The following is a 23,462-nucleotide window of genomic DNA, read 5'->3' on the forward strand; positions in this document are numbered from 1 at the left end:
CCACGCCGGCCCGGCGAGGGGTACTCCCCCAGTGCATCCCTCGGGTTCTCCGACCGGCCTAGCGTCGATCGTGCCGCCGGATCGGCGGTCGACGGAAGGACGCAGCAGATGACCACGAGTGACCTCGCGCCGGGTGACCTCACCGTGACGGACCCCGAGTTCGTCGCGATCCACCAGCACTTCGCGTTCGACGAGGTGCTCGCGCACACGTCGCTGTCCCAGGCCGACCGGTTCGTCGTCCAGCTCGGCGCGGTCGTCGCCGTGGGCGGACGGACCGAGTTCCGGGCACTGGTCGTGGCCGCGCTCGACGCCGGGGTCAGCCCCGTCGTCGCCAAGGAGGTCGTCTACCAGGCGACCGCGTACGTCGGGTCGGCACGCTCGACCGACTTCCTCGTGGTCCTCAACGAGCTGCTGACCGAGCGCGGCGTCGCGCTGCCGCTCGCGGGGCAGTCGACCACGTCCCCGGCGGACCGGCTGCCGGTCGGCCGGGCGAAACAGAGCGAGATCGTCGGCACCGAGGCGGTCGACCGGATGTACGACCAGGCTCCGGCCGACGCCCTGCACTTCCAGGAGTTCCTGTCCGGCAACTGCTTCGGCGACTGGTACACGCGCACCGGACTCGACGTGCAGCGCCGCGAGCTGCTGACCTTCGCGATCCTGGTCGGCCTCGGCGGTGCCGACGCCCAGGTCGCCGGCCACGTCGCCATGAACCTGCACGTCGGGAACACCCGACAGGACCTGCTCGACGTCCTCACCGTCCTGGTGCCGTACGTCGGGTACCCCCGCACACTCAACGGCCTGACGGCCATCAACGACGGCGCCCCCGCCGGCGCAGGAGAGGACCACGCATGAACATCGAGCCCCGCACCCCCACCCGCAAGAACCCGCCCGAGCAGTTCGCCGGCGACGTCTGGGTCGAGAGCATCGTGACCCCGCACGAGGACGGCCAGCACGCCACCGCCGCCCTGGTCCGCTTCGCACCGGGTGCCCGCACCGCGTGGCACTCCCACGAGAAGGGGCAGTACCTGCACGTCACCGCCGGGGTCGCCCGCTTCGGCACCCGCGACGGCGAGGTCATCGAGGTCCACCCCGGCCAGACGCTCTACACCCCGCCCGGACAGGAGCACTTCCACGCCTCGACCGAGGACGGCTTCATGGAGCACATCGCGTTCCTCGAGCTCGGTGACGACCCGAGCGTGGCGACCACCTGGAAGGAACACGTCACCGACGAGGAGCTCGCCGGACGCTGAGTCCGGGGAGCATCCCATGCGGTGCGCGCAAGATGGGAGGCGTGTTCATCCCCACCCGAGCAGCCGGCCTCGAAGCACTCGACGAGTTCGTGCCCCACGCGGGCGCCGAATACCGCCGCGACCGCAACCACGACCTCGGCCCCGCGCGGACCAACGTCTCCGGGCTGTCGCCGTACATCCGGCACCGCTTGATCACCGAGCACGAGGTGGTCGACGCGGTGCTCGCCCGTCACAGCCTGTCGGCCGCCGACAAGTTCGTGCAAGAGGTCTTCTGGCGCACCTACTGGAAGGGCTGGCTCGAGCAGCGGCCGGAGGTCTGGCGGCGGTACCGCGCCGAGGTCCGCGACCTGCTGGCAGCCGACCCGCCCGACGGGTACGCGGACGCGGTCGCCGGGCGGAGCGGCATCGACGCGATGGACGCCTGGGTGCGGGAACTCGTCGACACCGGCTACCTGCACAACCACGTCCGGATGTGGTTCGCGAGCATCTGGGTCTTCACGCTCGGGCTGCCCTGGCAGCTCGGTGCGGACTTCTTCCTCCGGCATCTGCTCGACGGCGATGCCGCATCCAACACGCTGTCGTGGCGGTGGGTCGCCGGCCTGCAGACGAAGGGCAAGACGTACCTGGCGTCGACGTCGAACATCGCGCAGTACACCGACGGACGGTTCTCGCCGTCCGGGCTGGCCACCACGGCTCGGGCGCTCGACGAGGAGCCCTTCCCACCGCCCACAGCCGTCCGGCCCGACGACGTCGACGGGACCGTCGGCGACCGCGTCGGACTGCTCCTGCACGAGGAGGACCTCGACGCGGCGAGCCTGCTCGCGGAGCACCCCGACCTGATGCCAGCGCCGACGGCCACGGCGGTGTCCGTCGATCCGAGCGATCGCTCCCCCGCAGCGGTCTCGGGGCTGGTGGCGGCGTTCACGGCCGGCGCGGCATCGGACGCGGCGGACCGGACCGACGACGCGCAGGGCGGAGCCGCCGAGGTGCTCACAGGCGCGGACCCCGCGTCCGTCGTCCGCTGGGCGGCCACCGCGGGACTCCACACGGTCGTCGTGCCGTACGCCCCCGTCGGACCGGTCAGCGAACGGCTCGACACGCTGCGGCCAGCACTGCAGGCCGAGGGGATCCAGCTCGTCACGGTGCGACGACGGTGGGACAGCCGCGCCTGGCCGCACGCGTCGCGTGGGTTCTTCCCGTTCCGCGGGCGCATCCCGGGGTTGGTGCAGGCGAGTACTCGGCCCTCGTGACCGAGGCCGGTAGTTCTGCTTGACTGGTGGCGTTGCCGGGTGGGGCACCCGGCCGCCGTGCCGTCCGGACGACGGCACGGACGTCCACACCAGCACCGGGGGGGACCATGACCACGCTCACCATGCGCGACCGTGACCGCCGCGGGCGACGCATCTTCGCCGGCGTCCTCGCGGTCATCGCCGCAGCCGCCACGATCGAGCTGCACCGCAACACCGTGACGACCCACCCGTCCGAGTTCTGGGTGCCGACCATCGCCGGGCTGGCCTTCGGTGCGCTCCTGCGGCCGGTCAGCCAGCGACTGTCGCGGCTCTGGTTGAACCTCGCCTGGGCGGGGTACCTCGGCGTGTTCCTCGCGCTCGTGTACACCCGGACCTTCTCACCGTTCGCGTGGATGCTTGCGGTGTCCGTCGGCGCGCTCCTGGCGGAAGCGTTCGTCCCCCGGACGAAGGCAGCGGGCGTCACGAAGCGCCCGATCGCGGACGTCGAGCCATGGACCGGGTCCGGTGTCACCGCGACCGCCGGAGTGCGGCCCTCCGGTCGGGGCACGACCAGGACGGCGGTCACCATCGACACGCGGGACGGGTCCACCGCCTTCCTGGTCAGCGACCTCGCCGCGTTCTTCGACGGCCAGGTCGGGACCGCCGAGTCAGCGAACGACGAACCGCTGACCTTCCTGACCCGGAAGGGCATCGCCGCGAAGTCGTCCATCGTCGACGACGCCAGCCCGGGCCTGACCGCTGGGACCCTGTTCCTGCACTCGGCCGTGAACGATTCACGACCGTCGGCCGTCTTCACCGCCGAAGACGCCAAGGCCTTCGAGCACTGGGTCCGCACCATCCCCGAGGACTGAGCGCACGAACGACGAAGCCCCGGCCGGTCCTGGTGGACTTGCCGGGGCGTTCGTGCTGGTGGGCGATACTGGGATCGAACCAGTGACCTCTTCCGTGTCAGGGAAGCGCGCTACCGCTGCGCCAATCGCCCAGAGTCTCTGCGGGGCAGAGCCTTGGAGGGTGTTGCTGGAGGTGGGGACGGGATTCGAACCCGCGTGGACGGCTTTGCAGGCCGCTGCCTAGCCTCTCGGCCACCCCACCATCGAGGTTCACGTCTCCGTGAGTACCCGAACGGTGGGATACCCTCTGGTGAGAAACCAGCCCCCGAGGGAACCGGTACTCGAGCGGATGACGAGATTCGAACTCGCGACCCTCACCTTGGCAAGGTGATGCGCTACCACTGCGCCACATCCGCAAGACGTGACCGAGGCCACATCCGTGTCGACCCGCTCTCGCGGCGACTCATGAACCTTATCCGACTCCGGGCGCTTTCGCCAAAATCGTTCCCGTTCACCGGGCGTGTCCCCCGAGTTCACGCCGAACGGGGCCTCCGGAGGGTCTGCGACGCGCGCGAGCAGAGCGCCTGGTTCGGCACGACGCGTGACATCCGCTACTATCGATCCGCACGCAAGTGCAGGGGGCGATTGGCGCAGTTGGTAGCGCGCTTCGTTCACACCGAAGAGGTCATCAGTTCGAGTCTGGTATCGCCCACGTACCCATGTACTGCCTGAAGAACACCAGCAGTGCCTGTAGAACACCCTCGCTGCGGAACATCCGCAGTCCAAGAGCCCGACGCCAGCGCGTCGGGCTCTTCGCATCCCGGCACCCGAACAGCACAGACCAGCAAGGGCAGCATGACCGACGTCGACCTGGAGTACGCCCGCGTCCGCGCGGTGCTCGACCGTCCGACGCTCCGGCTGATGTCCCGCCCCACCAGCGCCGTGGTGCTCGCCGTCTTCCGCACGGTGTTCGACCGCGACGTTCAGTACGTCCCCGCCGAGCGCATGCACCTGCAGGTCGAGGAGCACGTCACCCGGCTGCAGGCGACGGGCGCCCGGGTCCCCGCGGGTGACACGCAGCCGGACGAACCGTCCGGCACCCGGGCGAACGGCCGCGCGCTCTGCCGCGAATGGGTAACCGCGCAGTGGCTCGTCCGCTCGAACTCCCCCGACGGCGACGAGCAGTACTCGCTGACGAGCCACGCCCTCGAGGCCCTGAGCCTGGTCGACGCCCTGTCCTCGGACCGGGCACTCATCAGCGAGAGCCGTCTGGCGATGATCGTCGACGCCGTACACCGGTGGGCCGCCCGCGCCGAGCCCGACCCCGACGTGCAGATCCGCCGGCTCGACGCGCAGATCGCCGAGCTGCAGGCCGAACGCGACCGGCTGGCGAGCGGCGACGAACCGGCCGCGGTCGACGACGAGCGGATGCGGGACGGCTACACGAACATCACCGACCTGATCCGCCAGCTGCCGAGCGACTTCAAGCGCGTCGAAGAGGCGGTCGCGACGATGCACCGGCAGATCGTCGAGGACTTCCGGAACGAGGTCCGCCCGATCGGCGACATCCTCGACGACTACCTCGCGCGCACGGACACCCTGATGCAGGCCACGCCCGAGGGCCGCGCGTTCGAGGGCGCCTTCGAACTGCTCCGCGACGACGCCCTGCTGCTGCGTCTGCGCGAGGACATCACCACGATCCTGGCCCACCCGTTCGCCGAGTCCCTGAGCGGCACCGAACGTCGTGCCTTCCGCAACACGGTGGCCATCCTCCGGCAGGGCATCGAGGACGTCCTGGCCCAGCGACGCCTGCTCACCGGCACCCTGCGCGACCAGATCGTCGCCCACGACGTGGTGCGCGACCGCGAACTCGACGCCGTCCTGCGCAGCGTGAACCGCCGACTCGCGACCCTCATGGACGCCGGAGGCGCGCGCGACCGCGTCCCGCTGGAACTGCTCCCCCCGGTCGCCGAGGTCGGCACCCTGCGCGAGCGCCTGTTCGACCCCGACGCCGAGGCCGTCCCGCCACCCATCGAGGAACCCGACGACGACGTGTTCGACGACCTCGACGTCGAGTCGCTCCGGCGCCACGGTGGGCCCCTGCTCGCCGAGCTCCGTGCGGTGCTCGCCAGCGGCACGGCCGGCACGAGCGCAGCGGCCTTCCACGCCCTGCCGGCCGACCAGCGCCGACCGGTCGAGCTGTTCGGCCTGGCGCACCTGCTGACCGGCCGCCCCGACTTCGAGACCGCCGACACGACCGTCCCGCACGTCACGGTGCGGCCGGACGGCACGACGGTCACCTTCACCATGCCGACCGCCGACCTGCTCGGCGTGCGTCCGGCAGACGACACCTCGGCAGACGAAACCACGGCAGACGACACCACCCAGGAGGCCCGGTGAGCGACACGACGTCGACCGACGTGGACGAGACGGCCGCGTCCACCCACGACACCACGACGGACGAGACCGACCGGTTCGACGGCGTGGACCCCTTCGACGACGACGCGTCGGTCCCGCTGGTCGCGGACGAGCGCGACGACTCGAGCTTCGCGCTGTTCGAGGGCGACGAGGGTCGGCTCGACGAGCCCCAGCGCCGCGCCTTCGTCGCCCTGCTGCGGCACTCGTACGTCAGCGCCCGCACCCACGCCGACGAGTGGCGTGCAGTCCTCGACGCAGAAGGTCAGCTGCGCTCGCGTCTGAACGACCTGTTCCTCGAACTGCACGTCGACCGCGACCGCGAGGTGGCGTGGAAGCGTCAGGCCCGCTCGGAGAGCCAGCGCCGGACCTTCCCCACGCTCCTGCGCGACGTGCCGTACACCCGCGAGGAGACCATCGTGCTGGTCTACCTGCGGATGCGCCTGCGTGCCGACGCCCGGCCCGGTCCCGACCAGGTCGTGGTCGACCGGTCCGAGATCCTCGGGCACGTGGCCGGCTTCCGTCCGGCCACCGCGACCGACCGCACCCGTGACGAGGGCCGCGTGGCGAAGGCCGTCGAGCGCCTGGTCACCGCGCGGATCCTGCTGCGCACGACCGACCCCGACCGCTTCCGCATCGCGAGTGTCGTCGAGGTCCTGCTGCCGCTCGAGCGGCTGCTCGAGCTCGATCAGTGGTTGGCGAACGCGACCAGCGGACCGATGGGGCCGCTCGACGGAGCCGAGCCGGGCCTCCTGTCCGACAGCGACAGCGACACAGAAGCCGACACGACGACCGAGGAAGACGAGGACCAGGCGTGAGCGACCACCGGCTCGACACCGCCGGCATGCCGGCGCTCTTCGACACCGTCGCGCAGTGGCGCGCCGAGTCCATGCAGGTCGTCAACTGGGGCGGCTTCCACGGCCACCGTCAGGTCGAGCTCTCCGGCACCGCGACGCTGATCTCCGGCGCGAGCGGCACCGGCAAGTCGACGCTCATGGACGCCTACCTGGCCGTGATGATGCCGTCCGACGTGCCGTTCAACGGCGCCTCGAACGACGCGACCACCGGGCGTGCCCGGAGCGCCGACCAGCGCAACCTGCTGACGTACCTGCGCGGCAAGGTGGACACCCGGCGTGACCCCGAGTCGGGCGCGCTGCGCGACGTGAACCTGCGCGGCGACGACAGCATGACGTGGGGTGCGGTCGCGGTGACCTTCCGGAACGACGACGAACGGCGCTTCACCGTGCTGCGGGCGTACGTCGTGCCGAAGCGGGCGCGCGGCGTCGGGGACATCCAGATGACCATGGCGACGGTCGACGACGACTTCGACCTGCGCCGGCTCGAGGACTTCGTGCCCGGTCGGTTCAGCCACCTCGAGCTGACCGGACGGGTCCCCGGGCTCGTCATCCGCGACACCTACCACGAGCTGGCGTACACGCTGCAGACCCGGCTCGGGATCGGCGACTCGGGCGGCGGCAACCGGGCGATGCGGCTGCTCGCGCGCATCCAGGCCGGGCAGCACATGCCGACGGTCGACTCGCTCTACAAGTCGCTCGTGCTCGAGACCCCCGCCACGTACGAGGCAGCGGACCGGGCGCTCGCGCACTTCTCGGCGCTCGACGAGGCGTACGAGGCGATGGACACCGAGGAGCGCAAGGTCCGCATCCTGTCGCCCATCACCGAGCTGCACCTGGAGATCGAACGCTCCCGCTCGGCCGCAGCCGCCCTCGACGGCATCGCGACGGGCTCCGAGGTGTCGCCGTTCGCGCACTGGACCGCCACCCGCAAGCGGGCACTGCTCGACGACGAGGTCGACCGCAACGCCCGGTCCCGCACGGCCGCGCGCGCCGAGGTCGAGGCCGCGTCCGCCCGGCACGCCGCGGTCGAGATCGAACTGCGCGAGGCCGAGAGCCGGCTGCGCGACTCGGGCGGCAACGCGCTCGCCCAGCTCGAGGACCGGATCGACCGGCGCACGCGCGAGCGATCCACGGTGGAGCGTGCCCGCGCGTCGTTCGACGAGCGCACGGCCGTCCTCGGGACGTTCACCACGGAGTCGGCGTTCACCGCCGGACAGCGGGCGTCGCACGAGTTCCTCGGCACCTACGCCGACGCCCGCGCCGCGCTCGACACCCGCCGCGACGCACTGACGCGCGAGGAGTACCCGCTGCTCGACCGCGAACGGTCCCTGCGGCAGGAGCGCCAGTCGCTCGAGCACCGGCAGGGGGCGATGCCGCTGCCGATGCACGAAGCGCGGGTCGCGATGGCCCAGGCCGCCGGCATCGATCCGGACGACCTGCCGTTCGTCGCCGAGCTGCTCGACGTGCTGCCCGGCGAGGAACGCTGGCGCACGGCGATCGAGTCCGTCCTGGCCCCCGTCGCCCGCACGCTGCTGGTCGACCAGGACCGCCTCGACGCCTTCAGTGCCGCCATCGACGCGGTGCGCATCCCCGTCCGCGTGCAGTTCGAGGGCGTGCCGTCGGGTCCGCACCTGGACATCGACGGCGACCCCGCGATGGTGTCCGGCAAGCTCGCCGTCAAGGAGTCCCCGTTCAGCACGTGGGTGCGGTCGCGGATCGAGTCCGACCGGATCGACGCCCGCTGCGTGGCATCCGCGTCAGACCTCGGCGGTGGCGGACGACGGGTCACCGAAGCGGGCCAGCTCCGTGACGGCAAGCGCGGCGCGCACGGCGACCGACGTCAGGCGAACGTGATCGGTTTCACGAACGAGGCCCGGGTCGTCGCGGTGGAGGCCGAGCTGTCCGCGATCGCTGCGGACCTCGCCACGCTCGAAGCCCGTCGCACCGACGTCGCGCAGGACCTCACCGCGCTCGACGAGCTGCGGGCCGCACACCAGCACCTGGTGGACACCACGTGGCAGGCGATCGACCTGACCGGCGTCGACGAGTCCCTGGCACGCCTGTCGACCGAGCGCGAGGCCCTGCTGGCCGCGGACGACGGACTGCGCGCGCTGCGGGCCTCCGTCGCCCGTCTGCGCACCTCGCTCGACGAGGCGGCCGACCGTCGCGCCGCTGCCCGCCTGACGGTGCAGCGGCTCGAGGAGCGGCACGCGGTGCTGGTCGACGGGCAGGACGCCGCGGCCGAGATCCTGGCACGGTTCGAGGACTCCCCCGCGCTCACGCCCGACCCGCAGCAGGAGCAGCTGCTCGCCGAGACCTTCGACGAGGTCGGCGCGCCCGACGGGGTCGACGGCTTCGACGACGCGACCAAGCGGCTCCGACGTCGGCTGGAGGAACGGCTTTCCCAGGCGCTCGACGGCGCGGCATCGGCGTCGAACGCGCTGACCATGACGTTCCAGCGCTACCAGGACGCGTGGCCCGACCCGAACCTGGGCACCGGCGTCGCGTCGTACCCGGACTACCGCGCGATCCTCGACGACATCGTCGCCACCGGCCTGCACGCCCGCCGCAGCGAGTGGCGCCGGCGCCTGTCGCAGTGGAGCGGCGAGGACCTGGTCCCGCTCGCGGGGGCGTTCGATCGTGCCTACGTCTCGATCGAGGAGCGGCTCGAGCCGGTGAACGAGATCCTGCGGGACCTGCCGTTCGGGGCGAACCGGGACCGGCTGAAGATCGTCATCCGCCGGGTCACGCGCGAGGACGTCACCCAGTTCCGCCGCGAACTCCGGGCCCTGTCCGCGTCGGTCGACACCGAGTTGACCGACGACGTGCTCGAGACCCGCTTCCGGCGACTCCGACGGTTCATGGCGGTCATCCGGCAGGACCCGTCGGCGCCGCGTCGATCCGGCACCAGCCAGCGCGACGCCGTGCTCGACGTCCGACGCCACATGGAGATCACGGCCGTGCGGTACGACACCGACGGCAACGACCTGGGCGTGTACTCGTCGCTCGGCGACAAGTCCGGCGGCGAGACGCAGGAGCTCGTGGCGTTCATCGTCGGTGCCGCGCTGCGGTACCAGCTCGGCGACGAGACCCGCCCGCGGCCCCGGTTCGCGCCGGTGTTCCTGGACGAGGCGTTCATCAAGGCGGACTCCGAGTTCGCGGGGCGTGCCGTCACGGCCTGGCTCCGGCTGGGCTTCCAGCTCGTCGTGAGTGCGCCGCTCGACAAGGTCACGGCGTTGGAGCCCTCGATGGAGCGTCTGCTGTCGATGCGGAAGCACCCCGACACGGGCCACTCGTCGATCACCGAGATCCGGCGGACGGAGCCCGTGCCGGCCTGACGCCGGGGTGCGGGTGTGGGTGCGCGGGCGCATGGCGGGTGCGCGGCGGGTGCGCGACCGGTCACGACACCCCGTTCACGTGCGCCGAGTGGTCACGTTCCGTCGGTGCGCGGCGCCCACACCGACTTTCTGTGACCAGCCGACGGGCGGAGCTCGGGGTGTCGTGACCAGTCGACGGCGGTCTGGCGCGGGTGGGGCGCGACCACTGCCGGACGGGAGGGTCGTGGCCCGGCCGCCCCGAGCCTCCCGCCCGGTGGTGGGCCCGGTCCGACGCGCGCGACTGGTCACGACACTCCGCTCACGTGCGCCAGGTGGTCGCGTTCCGTCGGGCCCGGGCGCCGGCGGCCGCGTGCGCGTGCGCGCGACTGGTCACGACACTCCGCTCAGGTCCGCCGAGTGGTCACATCCCGTCGGTGGGCGGCGCCCACACCGACGTTCTGCGACCAGCCGACGGGTGGCGCTCGGGGTGTCGTGACCAGTCGACTCGAGGAAGGGACGCGTGATGTCGGTCGCTCGGCCCAGGGTCGTCGTCGGGCGCGCACGGTACGGTACGGGCGTGATGTGGAACCGGAAGCGGCGACCCGACCCCGGCGCCGATCAGCCTCGCGGGGCGCTCGGGATCGGTGCCCTCGTGCGGATCGTGTCGGTGTCGGACGGCGGCGAGGAGTGGGTCGAGTCCGACGGCAGCGCCGAGCCGATCGGCCTGATCGTGGCTCCCGGCGGCAACCAGATCGTCGGGTACCCCGGCGTCGGCGAGCCCCTGTCGTGGACCGTCGCGTTCGACGAGCCCGTGTACACGAAGGACGGCCGCGGCCCCTTCGAGCGCGCGACCGTCCTGAGTCGTCAACTGGTCCCGGTGGAACCCGAGCGGTCCGGGGCCGAGTAGGCCCGGGCCTAGTAGTCCTCGGAGCCGCTCTTGGCCATGGCGCCCAGGGCCATGCACGTGCCGACGCCACCCAGGACGCCGACTCCGATGATGATCGCTCCGACGAGTTCGAGCATGGTCTGTCTCCTGAGGTCTCGGGGCCGACGTGGCGGTGTCAAGGCTACCGGAACGGCTACCGGATGCCGCGCATCAGACGCAGCACCGGCTTGGCGATGACCAGCAGCACGACCCCCACGACCACGGCGACCAGCCCGAGGACGGTGAAGTACGGCGCCTCGTGCTTCGGGTCGTAGTACTTCGACAGCACACCCGTGACGGCCGTGCCGAGCGACACCGACAGGAAGAACAGCGCGACCATCTGCGTCTGGAACTTCGGCGGTGCGAGCTTGGTGGCGACGGACTGCCCGATCGGCGACAGCAGCAGCTCGGCGATCGTGAACACGAGCAGGATCCCGACCAGCACCAGGACCGGCGTGCCGTTCCGCCCGGTGCCGACGAAGGGCAGGAACAGCAGGAACGCGATGCCCATGATGCCGGTGCCGAGCGCGAACTTGGTCGGGGTGGACGGCTGACGGTCGCCGAGTCGGGTCCACAGCGCGGCGAAGACCCCGGACAGGATGATGATCATGATCGGGTTGATCGACTGCACCCACGACACGGGCATCTCGAACGTGCCGATCGACCGGTCGAGCCGCTGGTCGGAGTAGATCGTCACGACGGTGAACTGCTGCTGGTAGAGCGACCAGAACACGGCACTGCCGATGAAGAGCGGGATGAACGCGAGCACGCGGGAGCGCTCGTCACGGGTGATGCCGCTGGTCAGGATGACGACGAAGTACCCGATCGTGGCGACGACGACGATCGCGACGACGACCGTGGGCAGGTTGCCGACGTTGAGCAGACCGGTCAGCACCGCCGTCACGATGACGGCCAGGCCGATCACGACGCCGATCGCGACGACCGGGTAGCGGCGACGGTCGAGCGGGTTGGCCACGTGGTGCACGGCGTCGGGGAGGTTGCGGCGGCGGATGCCGTACTGCACCAGACCCGCAGCCATGCCGACCGCGGCGAGACCGAACCCGAAGTGGAAGCCGAGCGAGCTCTGCAGCAGCCCGGTCAGGATCGGACCGAAGAAGGCGCCGATGTTCACGCCGAGGTAGTACAGCGAGAACCCGGCGTCACGGCGGGGGTCGTCCTTCGTGTACAGGCTGCCGACGATCGTGGTGGCCGTCGCCTTGAGGCCACCCGACCCGACCGCGATGAGCACCAGGCCGACCCCGACCCCGGCGACACCGGGGATGAGCGCCAGGGCGATGTGTCCGGCCATCACGACGATCGCGCTGCCGAACAGGGTCCGGTCCGCACCGATCAACCGGTCCGCGATCCAGGCGCCCAGGATGGTGAACAGGTACACGGCACCGCCGTAGGCCCCCATGATGCCGGCCGCCACCGTGCGGTCGATGCCGAGGCCACCCTCGGAGACCGTGTAGTACATGTACAGCAGGACGATGCCCTGCATGCCGTAGAACGAGAACCGCTCCCACAGCTCGACGGCGAACGGTGTGGACAGCTCGAAGGGCTGGCCGAAGAAGGTCCGTTCGCGCTTCGTGGGCGGCTCGGACGCGGTGGTACGTGACATGCGGTCCAGTGTGCCCGCCGAGCCGTGGTCGCGCCCACTCGCTGAGGGACGCTCAGCGATGGGCTTGGAGGGTTCCCACGAGTCTCCCGCGGACGTGACCGCCGCGCGTTGTCGGCGAGACACCGCTCGCATGCGGTGCTCGGACACCGCGCCTAGCGTTGGCAGGAGCAACACCGCTGTTCAGGAGGACACCCATGGTCGACACCGCACCCACCACCCGTCCGACGCGCGCGACGACGGCCGCCGGCGCACCGGCCGCCGGCGCACCCAAGGCCGACGCTGCGGGCGACCCGGCAGCCGGTACCCCGGTCGCCGGCACGGACGCCGACCTGCACATCGACGTCGACCTGCTCGCCGAACACCTGCTCGGCCGCTGGGCCGAGGACCGTCGCATCTCGCGCAAGCTCGTGCTCGACCCCGCGCTGCACAAGGTCGAGGGCCTCACCAACGCCGACCACCGCGCACGCGCCTTCGACCAGCTCCGGATCCTGCAGGAGGCCGGAGCGATCCAGCGTCCGTACCCGCCGGAGTTCGGCGGCCACGACAACCACGGCGGCAACCTGGCCGCGTTCGAGGAACTGACCACCGCCGACCCGTCGCTGCAGATCAAGGCCGGCGTGCAGTGGGGCCTGTTCGGCTCGGCCGTCCACCACCTGGGCACCGAGCGCAACCACCGCGAGTTCCTGCCCGGCATCATCGACTTCGACGTCCCCGGCTGCTTCGCGATGACCGAGACCGGCCACGGCTCGGACGTGCAGAGCATCGCCACGAGCGCGACCTACGACCCGGACACGCAGGAGTTCGTCGTGCACACGCCGTTCCGCGGCGCGTGGAAGGACTACATCGGCAACGCGGCCCTGCACGGCAAGGCGGCCGTCGTGTTCGCCAAGCTCGTCACCCGCGGCGTCGACCACGGCGTGCACGCGTTCTACGTCCCGCTGCGCGACGACGACGGGGCGTTCCTGCCCGGTGTCGGCGGCGAGGACGACGGCGTCAAGGGCGGCCTGAACGGCATCGACAACGGTCGGCTGCACTTCGACCACGTCCGGGTCCCCCGCACGAACCTGCTCAACCGCTACGGCGACGTCGCCGAGGACGGCACCTACTCGTCGCCGATCGACTCCCCCGGACGCCGGTTCTTCACCATGCTCGGCACGCTCGTGCAGGGCCGGGTGTCGCTCGACGGCGCCGCGGTCGTCGCGCAGAAGATCGGGCTGCAGATCGCGCTGACGTACGCCATGCAGCGCCGGCAGTTCCCGACCGACGGCGGCGACGAGGGCGTCCTGCTCGACTACGGCCGGCACCAGCGGCGACTTATCCCGCGTCTGGCGACCGTGTTCGCGCAGTCGTTCGCCCACGAGCAGCTGCTCCGCACCTTCGACGACGTGTTCAGCGGCCGGCTCGACACCCCCGAGCGCCGCGAGGACCTGGAGACCCAGGCCGCAGCGTTCAAGTCGATGTCGACCTGGTACGCGCTCGACACCCTGCAGGAGTGCCGCGAGGCCTGCGGCGGCGCCGGCTTCCTGGCCGAGAACCGACTGACCAGCCTGCGCGCCGACCTGGACGTCTACGTGACGTTCGAGGGCGACAACACCGTGCTGCTGCAGCTGGTCGGCAAGCGGCTGCTGACCGACTTCCGGAAGCGCGCTCCGCGGGACGCCACGTCGACGGCGAAGTTCGTCGCGGCGCAGGTGGGGGCGAAGCTCGCCGACGCGTCGGGCATCCGCCGGCTCGGGCAGACCGCCAAGGACCGCGGCTCACTTGCCGCCAGCGTGGCCGACCTGCGCGACCCGTCGGTGCAGCGCGAGCTGCTGGCCGGTCGCGTCGACTCGATGGTGACCGAGATCGGGATGCGTCTGGCGACGGCGGGCAAGGACCGCGCCCGCGCCGCGAAGCTGCTGAACCGCTCGCAGCACGAGCTCATCGAGGCCGCGAAGGCCCACGCCGAGCTCATGCAGTGGGACGCGTTCACCGCGGCGATCGACGAGGTCGCGCCCGGCGACACCCGCCGCGTGCTCGTCTGGTTGCGCGACCTGTTCGCGCTCGGCCTGCTCGAGTCGCACCTGGAGTGGTACCTGATGCACGGGCGCCTGTCGGCGCAGCGTGCCCGCGCGGTGTCGGCGTACATGGACCGGCTCATCGCCCGCCTGCGCCCGCTGGTGCCGCAGCTGCTCGACACCTTCGGCTACGAGCCCGGACACGTCCGCGCACCGATCGCCCTCGGCGAGGAGCAGGCCCGGCAGGACGAGGCACACGCCTGGTTCGCTGCCGAGCGGGCCGCCGGACGCCTGCCCGAGCAGGAGAAGAAGCCCCGCGCGTAGCACCGCGGCGGCATCGCACCCCGACGCACACATCGCGCCCCGGTCCTCCGGGGCGCGATGTCCGTCAGGGGATGCGACGCGTCAGTGGTCCTCTGACGCCGACGACGAAGTCCCCACCGAACCACCCAGCGCGGCACGCAGACGCGCCTCGGCGTCGACGTCAGCGGCCTGCGCTGCCTCGACGTTGGCCTCGGTCACGGCACGGACGACCTCTTCGCGCTGGATCTTCACGCCGCGGGGTGCGTCGATGCCGATGCGCACGCCGTCCCCCCGGGAGTCGAGCACCGTGATGACGATGTCGTCACCGATGAGGATCCGCTCGCCGACCTTCCGCGTGAGTACCAGCACCCGCTCAGCCTAACCACCGCGGGGCACCGATCGCCGCAACGGCACGTCAGAGCACGTGCACCGGCAGCCCGAGCGCGTGCACGGTGTCGGGCGTCGCGGTCTCCGACGTGCCGATCGCGACGATGCCCGCGACGTCGACCGCCGACACGACGGCCGTCACCATCGCCAGGCTGTCCTCGTGCTTGCGTCCCGCATCGACGACCACCCACACCTGGTCCGGCACGAGTCCGGCCAGCGCGGCGCGGTCGTCCCACCCGGCGAACCCGAGCAGGGCGTGGCCCTCGCGGACCCCCTCGGCGCGCGCGAGGATCCCGGCGCGGCGGTCCTGGGCATCGGTGCCGCGCAGTCCGTGGCGCGCGGCGAACGCCCCCGCGGCCGCGTCGACGTCGCGCATCCGCCCGACCAGCAGCACGAGGTCGCCGTCGGCCGACAGCACCGCCGGCACCGGCGCCCGCACCGCGGCCGGCGCGGGGCGCGGCACGAGTGCGATGACGTCGGCGAGCGTGGACGCGCCTCCAGGCCGGTCGGACGGCAGACCCGACGACGCACCGGCCGGCGGACCGGCCAGCGGACCGGACGGGAGGCCCGGCTCGCCACCCACGGGCGATCCCACGTCCGACAGATCGGACGCACCAGGGGCGTCCAGGGCGACCAGCGCGGGCGCCGGTGTCGGCGCGATCCCGTCGGCGACGAAGCCGTCGAGCACCGACGCGAACGCGTCGGCGCGCGCGGTGGACGTGCCGTCGGCCACCGCGATGCGCGCCTCGGTCTCCTCGGCGTCCGCCAGCAGCGCCGCGATGCCGATGCGCTGCACCGGGCCGTCGGCGATCGCGACCCGCGCGACCGGCGGGTCGGACGGCGCGGGCACCTCGACGGTGGCCTCGACGTGGGCCTTGCGGAACAGGCCGCCGATGCCGCCGGTGGTGACCCGCTCAGCACTGACGATGCGGGCGCCCGGCCCGAACTCGGCGCGGACGGCCTGGCGGACGCCCTCGAGCGTCGCGGCGCTACGCTGCAATCGGGTCGGCGGCACGGACCACTCCCACGGTCTCGATGGTGGAGCCCGCGGCGGTCGCCTCTTGGTAGGAGAGCACCGACAGGCCGTTGGACTGGGCCGACACCATGCGGTGCACGGCGGGACGCAGCTGCGGTGCGCAGACGAGCACGGCGGACAGCCCCTGCTCCTCGACGCTGCGGACGGCGTCACGCACGGAGCCGAGCACCTGCTCGATCCGGTGCGCGTCGAGCATGATCTGCGATCCCTGCTCGGACGGACGGAGCCCCTCGAGCATCGACTGCTCGAGCAGCGGGTCGATCATGATGACGCGCAGCACGCCGTCGTCCAGGTGCCGTGCGGGCAGCGCCGGGCCGAGGGCGGCGCGGGCGGCCTCGACCAGGCCCTCCGGGTCGGTGGACACCTTCGCGCGCAGGGTCAGCGCCTCGCAGATGCGGCCCAGGTCGTTGATCGGCACCCGCTCGGCCAGCAGCCCCTGCAGCACGCGTTGCAGTTCGGCCATCGACAGCATGCCGGGGACGAGTTCCTCGACCGCGGCGGGGTTGACCTGCTTGACCCCCTCGGTCAGTACCTTGACGTCCTCGCGGGTGAGCAGGCGGGCGGCGTTGTCACCGATGACCGCCTGCAGGTGGGTGACGAGCACGGAGACGCGGTCGATGACGGTCGCCCCGGTCATCTCGGCGGCGTACCGCAGTTCGGCGGGGACCCACTTGCCCGCCAGACCGAACACGGGCTCGACGGTGGCGTCACCGGGCAGGCCCTCGAGCTGGTCGCCGAGCGCCAGGACACTGCGTGCGGGGGCGGTGCCGCGGCCGGCCTCGACGCCCGCGATGCGGATGGCGTAGGTGGACGGCGGCAGCTCGATGCTGTCGCGGGTGCGCACGGGCGGCACGACGACGCCCATGTCGAGCGCGATCTTGCGGCGCAGGGCACGCACGCGGCCGAGCAGGTCGTCCGACGCACCCGACACCATGTCGACCAGGTCGGGGGCGAGCAGGATCTCGAGCGCGTGGACCCGCATCTGCTCGATGAGGTCCTCGGGGGTGTCGCCGGACGGTGCCGCCGCGGCCAGGGCCTGCTGCGCGTCGGCGGCCTGGGCGGCGCGCTGCGCGTTCCGGCCGATCTTCCACCCGGTGAACAGCAGCGTGCCGCCGACCAGCAGGAACGCCAGGATCGGCATGCCCGGGATGAAGCCCATCGCGATCGCTGCCACGCCGGCGATGAGCAGCGCGTTCTTCGACTGCCCGAGCTGGTCGGCCGCCGACGAACCCATGTCGGACTCGGCGCCCGAGCGGGTGACGATCATGCCGGTCGAGACGGCCATCAGCAGCGCGGGGATCTGCGTGACCAGGCCGTCGCCGATGGTCAGGATGCCGTACTTCGACAGGGCGTCGGTGACGGAGAGCCCGTTCTGCAGCATGCCGATCGCGATGCCGCCGATCAGGTTGATGACGATGATCAGGATGCCGGCGATGGCGTCGCCCTTGACGAACTTCGAGGCGCCGTCCATCGAGCCGTAGAAGTCGGCCTCGGCGGACACCGCCGCGCGGCGCTCCTTGGCCTGCTCGTCGGTGATGAGTCCGGCGTTCAGGTCGGCGTCGATCGCCATCTGCTTGCCCGGCATCGCGTCGAGGGTGAAGCGCGCCCCGACCTCGGCGACACGTTCGGCACCCTTCGTCACGACGACGAACTGGATGACGATCAGGATCAGGAAGATGACCGCGCCGATGATGATCGACCCGGACACCGCGACGTGCCCGAACGCCTGGATGACGTCGCCGGCGAAGCCCTCGCCGAGCACGAGCCGCGTCGACGCCACGTTCAGCCCGAGCCGGAACAGCGTGGCGACGAGCAGCAGCGACGGGAACACCGAGAAGTCGAGCGGCTTCTTCACGAACAGCGTCGTGAGCAGGATCACCAGCGCCAGCAGGATGTTGCAGATGATCAGGAAGTCCAGCAGGAACGACGGCACCGGCAGGATCAGCAGCAGGATGATGCCGACGATGAAGATCGGCACGGCGAGCTTCGGCAGGTCCTTGCGGTTCATGCGGGGACTCCCTGGGTGGGTTCGGGCTGGTGACGGGCGGGCCGGAGCCGGCGGGGCCGGAGGTCCCCGGTCAGGGTGGCCGGGTCGATGACCGTGGCGACCTCGTCCGGGGTGGTGGGCCTGGGTGGCGCGTGGGTGCCGGCGTGGGTGCCGGCGGCCTTGAGCGTCATGACGAACGACAGCACGCGGGCGACCGGGGTGTACAGGTCGACCGGGACCTCGTGGCCGAGCTCGCACGCGGCGTGCAGGGCCCGGGTGAGCGGTACGTCGCGGACGATCGGCACCCTCGCCTCGAGCGCGCGTTCGCGGATCATGTCGGCGACGGGACCGGCACCCTTGGCGACGACGCGGGGTGCCGACTTGCCCGGCTCGTACGTCAGTGCGACGGCGTAGTGCGTGGGGTTCGTCATCACGACGTCGGCTCCGGGGATCGCCTGGATCATCCGGTTGCGGCTCATCGCGAGCTGGCGCGAATGCCGCTGGCCCTTGACGAGCGGGTCGCCGTCGGACTGCTTGTTCTCGTCCTTGACCTCGCGCTTGGTCATCATCGTGCGCTTGCGGTTCCGGCGGATCACGACGAAGACGTCCAGCGCGGCGAGCACCAGGCCGGCGGCGATCGCGGCGCGCAGCAGGGTCCCGGCGCCCTCGCCGGCGGCGGACAGCACGGCGGTCAGGGGCAGCGAGCCGCTGGTCATGAGCACGGGGACGAGCCCCTGCACCGCGGTCCAGAGCACCAGGCCCACGACGACGGTCTTCACGAGGGCCTTGACGCCGTTCCACAGTGCCTGCGTGCCGAACACCCGCTTGATGCCCTGCACGGGGTCGAAGTGCTCGGGCGTCGGGGCGAGGGACCGGAAGTGCACGCCGCCCTGCGCGACTGCGGCCGCGGCGACGCCGACCAGCACCACCAGCAGCATCGGGCCGATGGTCGCGCCGATCGAGCCCATCGCGTCGTCGAACACCCCGCGCATGGTGCCGATAGTCGGATCGGCGATGACGACCCGCACGCCGTCGAGTTGCGACTGCCCGGCCGCGGCGGCGCGGCCGATCGTCGACGGGACCATGAGCGCGGCGACGGCGATGCCGATCCACGCGCCGAGGTCCTGGGAACGGCCGAGCTGGCCCTTCTTGTGGACCTCGCGCATCCGCTTGTCAGAGGCCTTCTCGGACTTCTCACCACTGTCGGACATGCTCACCCCCGCCCCGAGATCGCCTGCACGGCGTCTCCGGTCAGGCTCGACACGACGGCGGGCAGCGCCATGAACAGCGCCCCGGCGAAGATGACGGTCAGCCCGATCTTGATCGGGAAGCCCATCTGGAAGGCGTTCAGCGCGGGGGCGACCCGGGTCAGCAGGCCGAGGCCCACGTCGGCCAGGAACAGCACGACGACCAGGGGACCGGCGATCTGCAGCGACGACAGGAACATCTGCGACAGCGCGGTGACGAGCATCGACGCGACGCCGTCCATCCGGAACGCACCGTCGACGAGCGGCACCGCGTCGAACGACCGGACGAGCCCACCGACGATCAGCTGGTAGCCGCCGCTGGCGAACAGCAGCGCGAGCGACGCCATCTGGAACAACCGCGTGAACTGGGCGCCGTTCACCTGCGACTGCGGGTCGTACGCCTGCGCCAGGGTGAAGCCGCCGAACAGGTCGATGAGTGCACCGGCGGACTGCACGGCGGCGAACACCAGGTACACCAGGAACCCGAGCACCAGACCGACGACCAGTTGGGTGACGAGCGCGACCAGGAACGCCCCGGTGTCGAGCGCGACGTACCCGGCGGTGACCTTCGGGGCGACCCCGATGGCCAGTCCGAGCGCCAGGATGAGCTTCACCGTCGCCGGGAACGCCTTGTACGAGAACGGCGGCGCGATGATGAAGAACGCGATCATGCGCACACCCGCGAGCATGGTGCCCTCGAGCGCGTTGAAGTCGATGGCGAGCTCCATCAGCCCACCCCGAGCAGCTTCGGGATCTGGTCGAACGCGAAGTGCGTGAACCCGATCATCTCGGAGATCATCCAGTTGCCGCAGACGACCAGCGCGACGGCGACGGCCAGGGCCTTCGGCACGAACGACAGCGTCACCTCCTGGATCTGCGTGACCGACTGGAACAGCGAGATCGCGAACCCGACGACGAGCGACGTGACGAGCACCGGGGCGGCGAGCTTGCCGGCGACGATGAGGGCCTGGAGCACCAGGTCGATGACCGCTTGCTGGTCCATCAGTGCACCACCTGGTAGCTCTCGATGAGCGACTTGATGATGAGCCCCCACCCGTCGACGAGCACGAACAGCAGGATCTTGAACGGCAGCGAGATCATCACGGGCGGCAGCATCATCATGCCCATCGACATCAGCGCCGCGGACACGACCAGGTCGATGACCAGGAAGGGGATGAAGATGACGAACCCGATGATGAACGCGCTGCGCAGCTCGGAGATGATGAACGCCGGGATCACGGTCGTCATCGGGACGGCGTCCAGGTCCTTCGGGTTCGGCAGGCCGGCGGCGCGGGTGATGAGCGCCACGTCCTCCTCGCGCGTCTGGTGCAGCATGAACGTGCGCAGGGGCTTGGTGCCGATGTCGACGGCCTGCTGGAAGTCCAGGTGTCCGGCCAGGTAGGGCTGCAATGCGTCGTCGTTGATGTGCCCGATGACCGGTGCCATCACGAACAGCGACAGGAACAGGGCCAGTCCCGCGATGACCTGGTTCGGCGGGATCGACTGCAGGCCGAGCGCGTTCCGGGTCATCGCCAGGACGACGAAGATCTTCGTGAACGACGTCATCATGAGCATGAGCGCCGGCGCGATGCTCAGCAGCGTGATGCCGATCAGCGTGACGACCGCCGACGAGGGGGTGCCGTCCGGCCCGTTCACGTTGACGTTGAAGCCGCCGGTCGCGGGCCCCGCGGGTGCGGAGGGCGTCGCGGGAGCGGTCGGCTGGACGACCCCGGCGGCGTGCGCGCCGGTCGCCGTGAGCATGAGGAAGCCGGCGACCATGGCCACCCCGAGGATCGCGAGGAGCAGGACGCGGCCGCGCGCGGCGGTCACCCGGCCCGCCGTGAGCGCAGCGCAGCGGCGGCCTGGCGCCAGGTGCCGGCAGACAGGATCGATCCCTGCAGGGTGGTGGCGGCCGGCACGGCGGTGCGGCGGTCGCGGTTGCGGGGGCGCATGGGCAGCGGCTCCGCCGCGTCGGACGGGAGGCCCGGCGCGGCCTGGGACTGTCGGTCCAGTTCCTGACGGAACTGCTCGGCCGACGGGGTCGGACGCACCGGCAGCGTCACGGGACCGGTCACGATGGTGAGCTCCGGCGCCGGTGCGGCGCCGCTGGTGAGCAGACTGACGCCGGCCTCGGTGACCCCGAGCACGAGCCGCTCGCCCTCGACGTCGACCACGACGACGCTCGCCTTGCCGCCGATGCCCTGGCGGCCGACGACCTCGACCGACGCCGAGCGGCGGCCCCGGGTCTTCTTCCCCGCGCCGAACTGCCCCTTCGACACGCGTCGGTGCAGCACCCACATCAGGGCGAGCACGACGCCGAGCGAGAGCGCGACGCGGAGGGCGATGACGAGCGTGTCCACAGCCGGGCTCAGAGGCTCTCTGCGACGTCGAGGATCTTGGTGATGCGGACGGCGTAGTCCTGGTCGACGACGACGACCTCGCCGTGCGCGATGAGCCGACCGTTCAGCAAGACGTCGGCGGGTGCCCCGGCGGAGCGGTCGAGCTCGACGACAGCGCCCGGTTCCATGCCGAGCACGTCGCGGACGGACATCCGCGTCCGCCCGATCTCGACGGTCAGCGTCATCTCGACGTTGTTGATGCGGCCGAGGTTGCCGGCCGGGATGCTCGTGACCGGCTGCGCGGCGGGGGCGCCGACGGTGCCGTTCTGGCGGACCCGCAGCCCGAACCAGCCGCTCGGCTGTCCGCCCGCGGTGAGCTCGAAGACGACGGTCTCGGGGTCGGCGAACAGCGATGCGGCGGACTCGCGGCGAGCATCGCCGAGGACTCCGACGCCCAGGACGGACGCGGCGGCCTCGAGCGAGGGGCGCAGCACGTCGGTGACGTCGACCAGTCCGTGGTCGGTGCCGCCGGCGGCGGTGATCGTGCCCAGGTCGGTCAGGACCAGGGCGATGTCTGCGGACACGCCGCCGACGAAGGACGCGACCACACCGTCGACCGCAGCCTCGAGGACGGCGGAGGTGGCGCCTCCCGTCAGAACCCGTGCACCGAGTGGCGCGGCCGTCGGGAGCTGGAGCGCGAGGGCCTCGGCTGCCGCGGTGTGGAGGGTGGTGGTGGCGGTCATGCGGGCTGCTCCGATGTGGTGGTGACGACGATGCCGGCGAGGCGCGAGCCGTTCGCGCCGACGGCGGCGGTGCCGACGGGCTCGCCGTCGACCGCGATGGTGAGGGGGCGGTGCTGCGGGTGCGGCAGCGGCAGCACGTCGCCGACGGCGAGGCTGAGGACCTGGGACGGCAGGACCGACGCGGGCGCGAGTCGCAGCGAGACGCCGACGGGGACCCCGGCGAGCTGCGCGTCGAGCAGGGCGCGGGCGTCGGCCGGGGTGACGGTGGCGGCGGTCTCGCCGAGTTGCGGCAGGACGGTCTCGGCGGGCAGCGCGAGCGTGCCGGGCGCGATGCGCTCCCCCACGCGGATGCTGAACGACGCGACGATCATCAGGTCACCCTTCTGGGCGGCCTGGGCGAACTGCGAGTTGTACTGGAATGCGCCGACGGTGACGTCGTGGACCAGCAACCCGCCGAACGAGTAGCGCAGGTCGTCGAGGGCGTCCTCGACGATCTTGCGCACCAGGGCCTGCTCGATGGGCGTGAACGTGCGGTCGGGCGTCGGCAGCGGCTTCGCGGCGCCGAGCGCGTGTGACACCCAGGTCAGGGCGGCGTCGAGCGGCACCTGCAGCACGCCCTTCGGGGTCGTGTCGGCGATCGGCAGCAGGGCCATGCCGGTGAGCGCGGGCAGCGATGCGGCGTACTCGTCGTACGTCATCATCTGGACCTGCTCGCTCGTGACCTGGCTCACGACGCGGACCTTGGCGGTCAGCTGCGTGCCCCACTGCCTGGCGAACGTCTCGAAGGCGAGCTCCAGCACCCGGGCGTGCTCGCGGGCGAGCGTCGACGGGCGCGCGAAGTCGTACACCTCGGGCGCGGGCAGGATGTCGGTCACGGAGGGGCCTATCGGTCCCCTGAGTGCCACCCGTCAGTGCTGTACCCCGGAGTGGGGCCGTCGTCCGGGTGGTGGGGTCGTCG

At 71.5% G+C, this 23,462-nt stretch carries 20 protein-coding genes and 4 tRNA genes; 10 read left to right on the plus strand and 14 right to left on the minus strand.

Annotation, left to right across the window (positions count from 1 at the left end):
* Positions 1–108: 108 nt before the first annotated feature.
* The 4 genes from ACLBWP_RS01725 to ACLBWP_RS01740 all read left to right on the plus strand — a co-directional run bounded on the left by ACLBWP_RS01725 (position 109) and on the right by ACLBWP_RS01740 (position 3,351).
* On the plus strand, positions 109–852 hold the full coding sequence (locus tag ACLBWP_RS01725; protein WP_447653779.1) for a carboxymuconolactone decarboxylase family protein: 744 nt from the start codon (positions 109–111) through the stop codon (positions 850–852).
* Positions 849–1,250, plus strand: a complete 402-nt coding sequence (locus ACLBWP_RS01730) for a cupin domain-containing protein (RefSeq protein ID WP_447653781.1) — start codon at positions 849–851, stop codon at positions 1,248–1,250. The genes ACLBWP_RS01725 and ACLBWP_RS01730 overlap by 4 nt, the downstream gene beginning before the upstream one ends.
* A 41-nt stretch (positions 1,251–1,291) precedes the next feature.
* Positions 1,292–2,500, plus strand: coding sequence for an FAD-binding domain-containing protein (locus tag ACLBWP_RS01735; RefSeq protein WP_447653782.1), 1,209 nt, complete (start codon positions 1,292–1,294; stop codon positions 2,498–2,500).
* A gap of 107 nt (positions 2,501–2,607) precedes the next feature.
* Positions 2,608–3,351 carry a hypothetical protein gene (locus tag ACLBWP_RS01740; RefSeq protein WP_447653783.1) on the plus strand — a complete coding sequence of 248 codons (744 nt, stop codon included), beginning with the start codon at positions 2,608–2,610 and terminating at the stop codon, positions 3,349–3,351.
* A gap of 56 nt (positions 3,352–3,407) precedes the next feature.
* Here ACLBWP_RS01740 and ACLBWP_RS01745 read toward each other — a convergent pair.
* The 3 genes from ACLBWP_RS01745 to ACLBWP_RS01755 form a co-directional block, all read right to left on the minus strand.
* Positions 3,408–3,482 (minus strand) — tRNA-Val (locus ACLBWP_RS01745).
* Positions 3,483–3,518: 36 nt separating this feature from the next.
* A tRNA-Cys gene (locus tag ACLBWP_RS01750) sits at positions 3,519–3,592 on the minus strand.
* An 82-nt stretch (positions 3,593–3,674) separates the two neighbouring features.
* Positions 3,675–3,746 (minus strand) — tRNA-Gly (locus ACLBWP_RS01755).
* Between the two features lie 223 nt (positions 3,747–3,969).
* Here ACLBWP_RS01755 and ACLBWP_RS01760 point away from each other — a divergent pair.
* The 5 genes from ACLBWP_RS01760 to ACLBWP_RS01780 all read left to right on the plus strand — a co-directional run bounded on the left by ACLBWP_RS01760 (position 3,970) and on the right by ACLBWP_RS01780 (position 10,826).
* A tRNA-Val gene (locus ACLBWP_RS01760) sits at positions 3,970–4,042 on the plus strand.
* A gap of 143 nt (positions 4,043–4,185) precedes the next feature.
* Positions 4,186–5,730 (plus strand): DUF3375 family protein, encoded by a 1,545-nt coding sequence (locus ACLBWP_RS01765; protein ID WP_447653784.1) that lies wholly within the window; start codon positions 4,186–4,188, stop codon positions 5,728–5,730.
* Complete coding sequence (locus ACLBWP_RS01770; RefSeq protein WP_447653785.1) at positions 5,727–6,563, plus strand: DUF4194 domain-containing protein; 837 nt, start codon at positions 5,727–5,729, stop codon at positions 6,561–6,563. The genes ACLBWP_RS01765 and ACLBWP_RS01770 overlap by 4 nt, the downstream gene beginning before the upstream one ends.
* Positions 6,560–9,940, plus strand: coding sequence for an ATP-binding protein (locus tag ACLBWP_RS01775; protein ID WP_447653786.1), 3,381 nt, complete (start codon positions 6,560–6,562; stop codon positions 9,938–9,940). Before ACLBWP_RS01770 ends, ACLBWP_RS01775 begins: the two co-directional genes overlap by 4 nt.
* A gap of 556 nt (positions 9,941–10,496) precedes the next feature.
* On the plus strand, positions 10,497–10,826 hold the full coding sequence (locus tag ACLBWP_RS01780; protein WP_243563334.1) for a hypothetical protein: 330 nt from the start codon (positions 10,497–10,499) through the stop codon (positions 10,824–10,826).
* Between the two features lie 172 nt (positions 10,827–10,998).
* Here ACLBWP_RS01780 and ACLBWP_RS01785 read toward each other — a convergent pair whose 3' ends face one another.
* Positions 10,999–12,465 (minus strand): peptide MFS transporter, encoded by a 1,467-nt coding sequence (locus tag ACLBWP_RS01785; RefSeq protein ID WP_447653787.1) that lies wholly within the window; start codon positions 12,463–12,465, stop codon positions 10,999–11,001.
* Between the two features lie 194 nt (positions 12,466–12,659).
* Between ACLBWP_RS01785 and ACLBWP_RS01790 the strand changes: the two genes are divergently transcribed.
* Positions 12,660–14,786, plus strand: a complete 2,127-nt coding sequence (locus ACLBWP_RS01790) for an acyl-CoA dehydrogenase family protein (protein ID WP_447653788.1) — start codon at positions 12,660–12,662, stop codon at positions 14,784–14,786.
* Positions 14,787–14,867: 81 nt separating this feature from the next.
* Here ACLBWP_RS01790 and csrA read toward each other — a convergent pair whose 3' ends face one another.
* Genes csrA through ACLBWP_RS01840 form a run of 10 tightly spaced genes read right to left on the minus strand, consistent with a single transcriptional unit; the run spans position 14,868 to position 23,379 of the window.
* Complete coding sequence (gene csrA, locus ACLBWP_RS01795; protein WP_243563337.1) at positions 14,868–15,134, minus strand: carbon storage regulator CsrA; 267 nt, start codon at positions 15,132–15,134, stop codon at positions 14,868–14,870.
* Positions 15,135–15,180: 46 nt separating this feature from the next.
* Complete coding sequence (locus ACLBWP_RS01800; protein WP_447653789.1) at positions 15,181–16,167, minus strand: hypothetical protein; 987 nt, start codon at positions 16,165–16,167, stop codon at positions 15,181–15,183.
* Positions 16,142–18,196, minus strand: coding sequence for a flagellar biosynthesis protein FlhA (locus ACLBWP_RS01805; protein WP_447653790.1), 2,055 nt, complete (start codon positions 18,194–18,196; stop codon positions 16,142–16,144). The genes ACLBWP_RS01800 and ACLBWP_RS01805 overlap by 26 nt, the downstream gene beginning before the upstream one ends.
* On the minus strand, positions 18,193–19,386 hold the full coding sequence (locus ACLBWP_RS01810) for an EscU/YscU/HrcU family type III secretion system export apparatus switch protein (protein ID WP_447653791.1): 1,194 nt from the start codon (positions 19,384–19,386) through the stop codon (positions 18,193–18,195). Before ACLBWP_RS01810 ends, ACLBWP_RS01805 begins: the two co-directional genes overlap by 4 nt.
* Before the next feature lie 2 nt (positions 19,387–19,388).
* Complete coding sequence (locus tag ACLBWP_RS01815; RefSeq protein WP_243563341.1) at positions 19,389–20,150, minus strand: flagellar biosynthetic protein FliR; 762 nt, start codon at positions 20,148–20,150, stop codon at positions 19,389–19,391.
* On the minus strand, positions 20,150–20,425 hold the full coding sequence (gene fliQ, locus ACLBWP_RS01820) for a flagellar biosynthesis protein FliQ (RefSeq protein WP_056124776.1): 276 nt from the start codon (positions 20,423–20,425) through the stop codon (positions 20,150–20,152). Before fliQ ends, ACLBWP_RS01815 begins: the two co-directional genes overlap by 1 nt.
* Positions 20,425–21,201 (minus strand): flagellar type III secretion system pore protein FliP, encoded by a 777-nt coding sequence (fliP, locus tag ACLBWP_RS01825; RefSeq protein ID WP_447654245.1) that lies wholly within the window; start codon positions 21,199–21,201, stop codon positions 20,425–20,427. Before fliP ends, fliQ begins: the two co-directional genes overlap by 1 nt.
* A gap of 47 nt (positions 21,202–21,248) precedes the next feature.
* Positions 21,249–21,782 carry a FliO/MopB family protein gene (locus ACLBWP_RS01830; protein WP_447653792.1) on the minus strand — a complete coding sequence of 178 codons (534 nt, stop codon included), beginning with the start codon at positions 21,780–21,782 and terminating at the stop codon, positions 21,249–21,251.
* Positions 21,783–21,790: 8 nt separating this feature from the next.
* Entirely contained in the window at positions 21,791–22,504 is a 714-nt protein-coding gene (fliN, locus tag ACLBWP_RS01835) for a flagellar motor switch protein FliN (RefSeq protein ID WP_447653793.1), read from the minus strand.
* Positions 22,501–23,379, minus strand: coding sequence for a flagellar motor switch protein FliM (locus tag ACLBWP_RS01840; protein ID WP_447653794.1), 879 nt, complete (start codon positions 23,377–23,379; stop codon positions 22,501–22,503). The genes fliN and ACLBWP_RS01840 overlap by 4 nt, the downstream gene beginning before the upstream one ends.
* Between the last annotated feature and the right edge of the window lie 83 nt (positions 23,380–23,462).

Source organism: Microbacterium sp. M1A1_1b, assembly GCF_053345565.1.

What these genes read in the sequence shown, in the direction of transcription:
- ACLBWP_RS01790 (WP_447653788.1), top strand. Translation starts at nt 12,660, where the DNA reads ATGGTCGACACCGCACCCACCACCCGTCCGACGCGCGCGACGACGGCC.
- fliN (WP_447653793.1), bottom strand. Translation starts at nt 22,504, where the DNA reads ATGACCGCCACCACCACCCTCCACACCGCGGCAGCCGAGGCCCTCGCG.
- fliP (WP_447654245.1), bottom strand. Translation starts at nt 21,201, where the DNA reads ATGGTCGCCGGCTTCCTCATGCTCACGGCGACCGGCGCGCACGCCGCC.
- ACLBWP_RS01815 (WP_243563341.1), bottom strand. Translation starts at nt 20,150, where the DNA reads ATGGAGCTCGCCATCGACTTCAACGCGCTCGAGGGCACCATGCTCGCG.
- ACLBWP_RS01765 (WP_447653784.1), top strand. Translation starts at nt 4,186, where the DNA reads ATGACCGACGTCGACCTGGAGTACGCCCGCGTCCGCGCGGTGCTCGAC.
- ACLBWP_RS01785 (WP_447653787.1), bottom strand. Translation starts at nt 12,465, where the DNA reads ATGTCACGTACCACCGCGTCCGAGCCGCCCACGAAGCGCGAACGGACC.
- fliQ (WP_056124776.1), bottom strand. Translation starts at nt 20,425, where the DNA reads ATGGACCAGCAAGCGGTCATCGACCTGGTGCTCCAGGCCCTCATCGTC.
- ACLBWP_RS01805 (WP_447653790.1), bottom strand. Translation starts at nt 18,196, where the DNA reads ATGAACCGCAAGGACCTGCCGAAGCTCGCCGTGCCGATCTTCATCGTC.
- ACLBWP_RS01810 (WP_447653791.1), bottom strand. Translation starts at nt 19,386, where the DNA reads ATGTCCGACAGTGGTGAGAAGTCCGAGAAGGCCTCTGACAAGCGGATG.
- ACLBWP_RS01725 (WP_447653779.1), top strand. Translation starts at nt 109, where the DNA reads ATGACCACGAGTGACCTCGCGCCGGGTGACCTCACCGTGACGGACCCC.
- ACLBWP_RS01740 (WP_447653783.1), top strand. Translation starts at nt 2,608, where the DNA reads ATGACCACGCTCACCATGCGCGACCGTGACCGCCGCGGGCGACGCATC.
- ACLBWP_RS01730 (WP_447653781.1), top strand. Translation starts at nt 849, where the DNA reads ATGAACATCGAGCCCCGCACCCCCACCCGCAAGAACCCGCCCGAGCAG.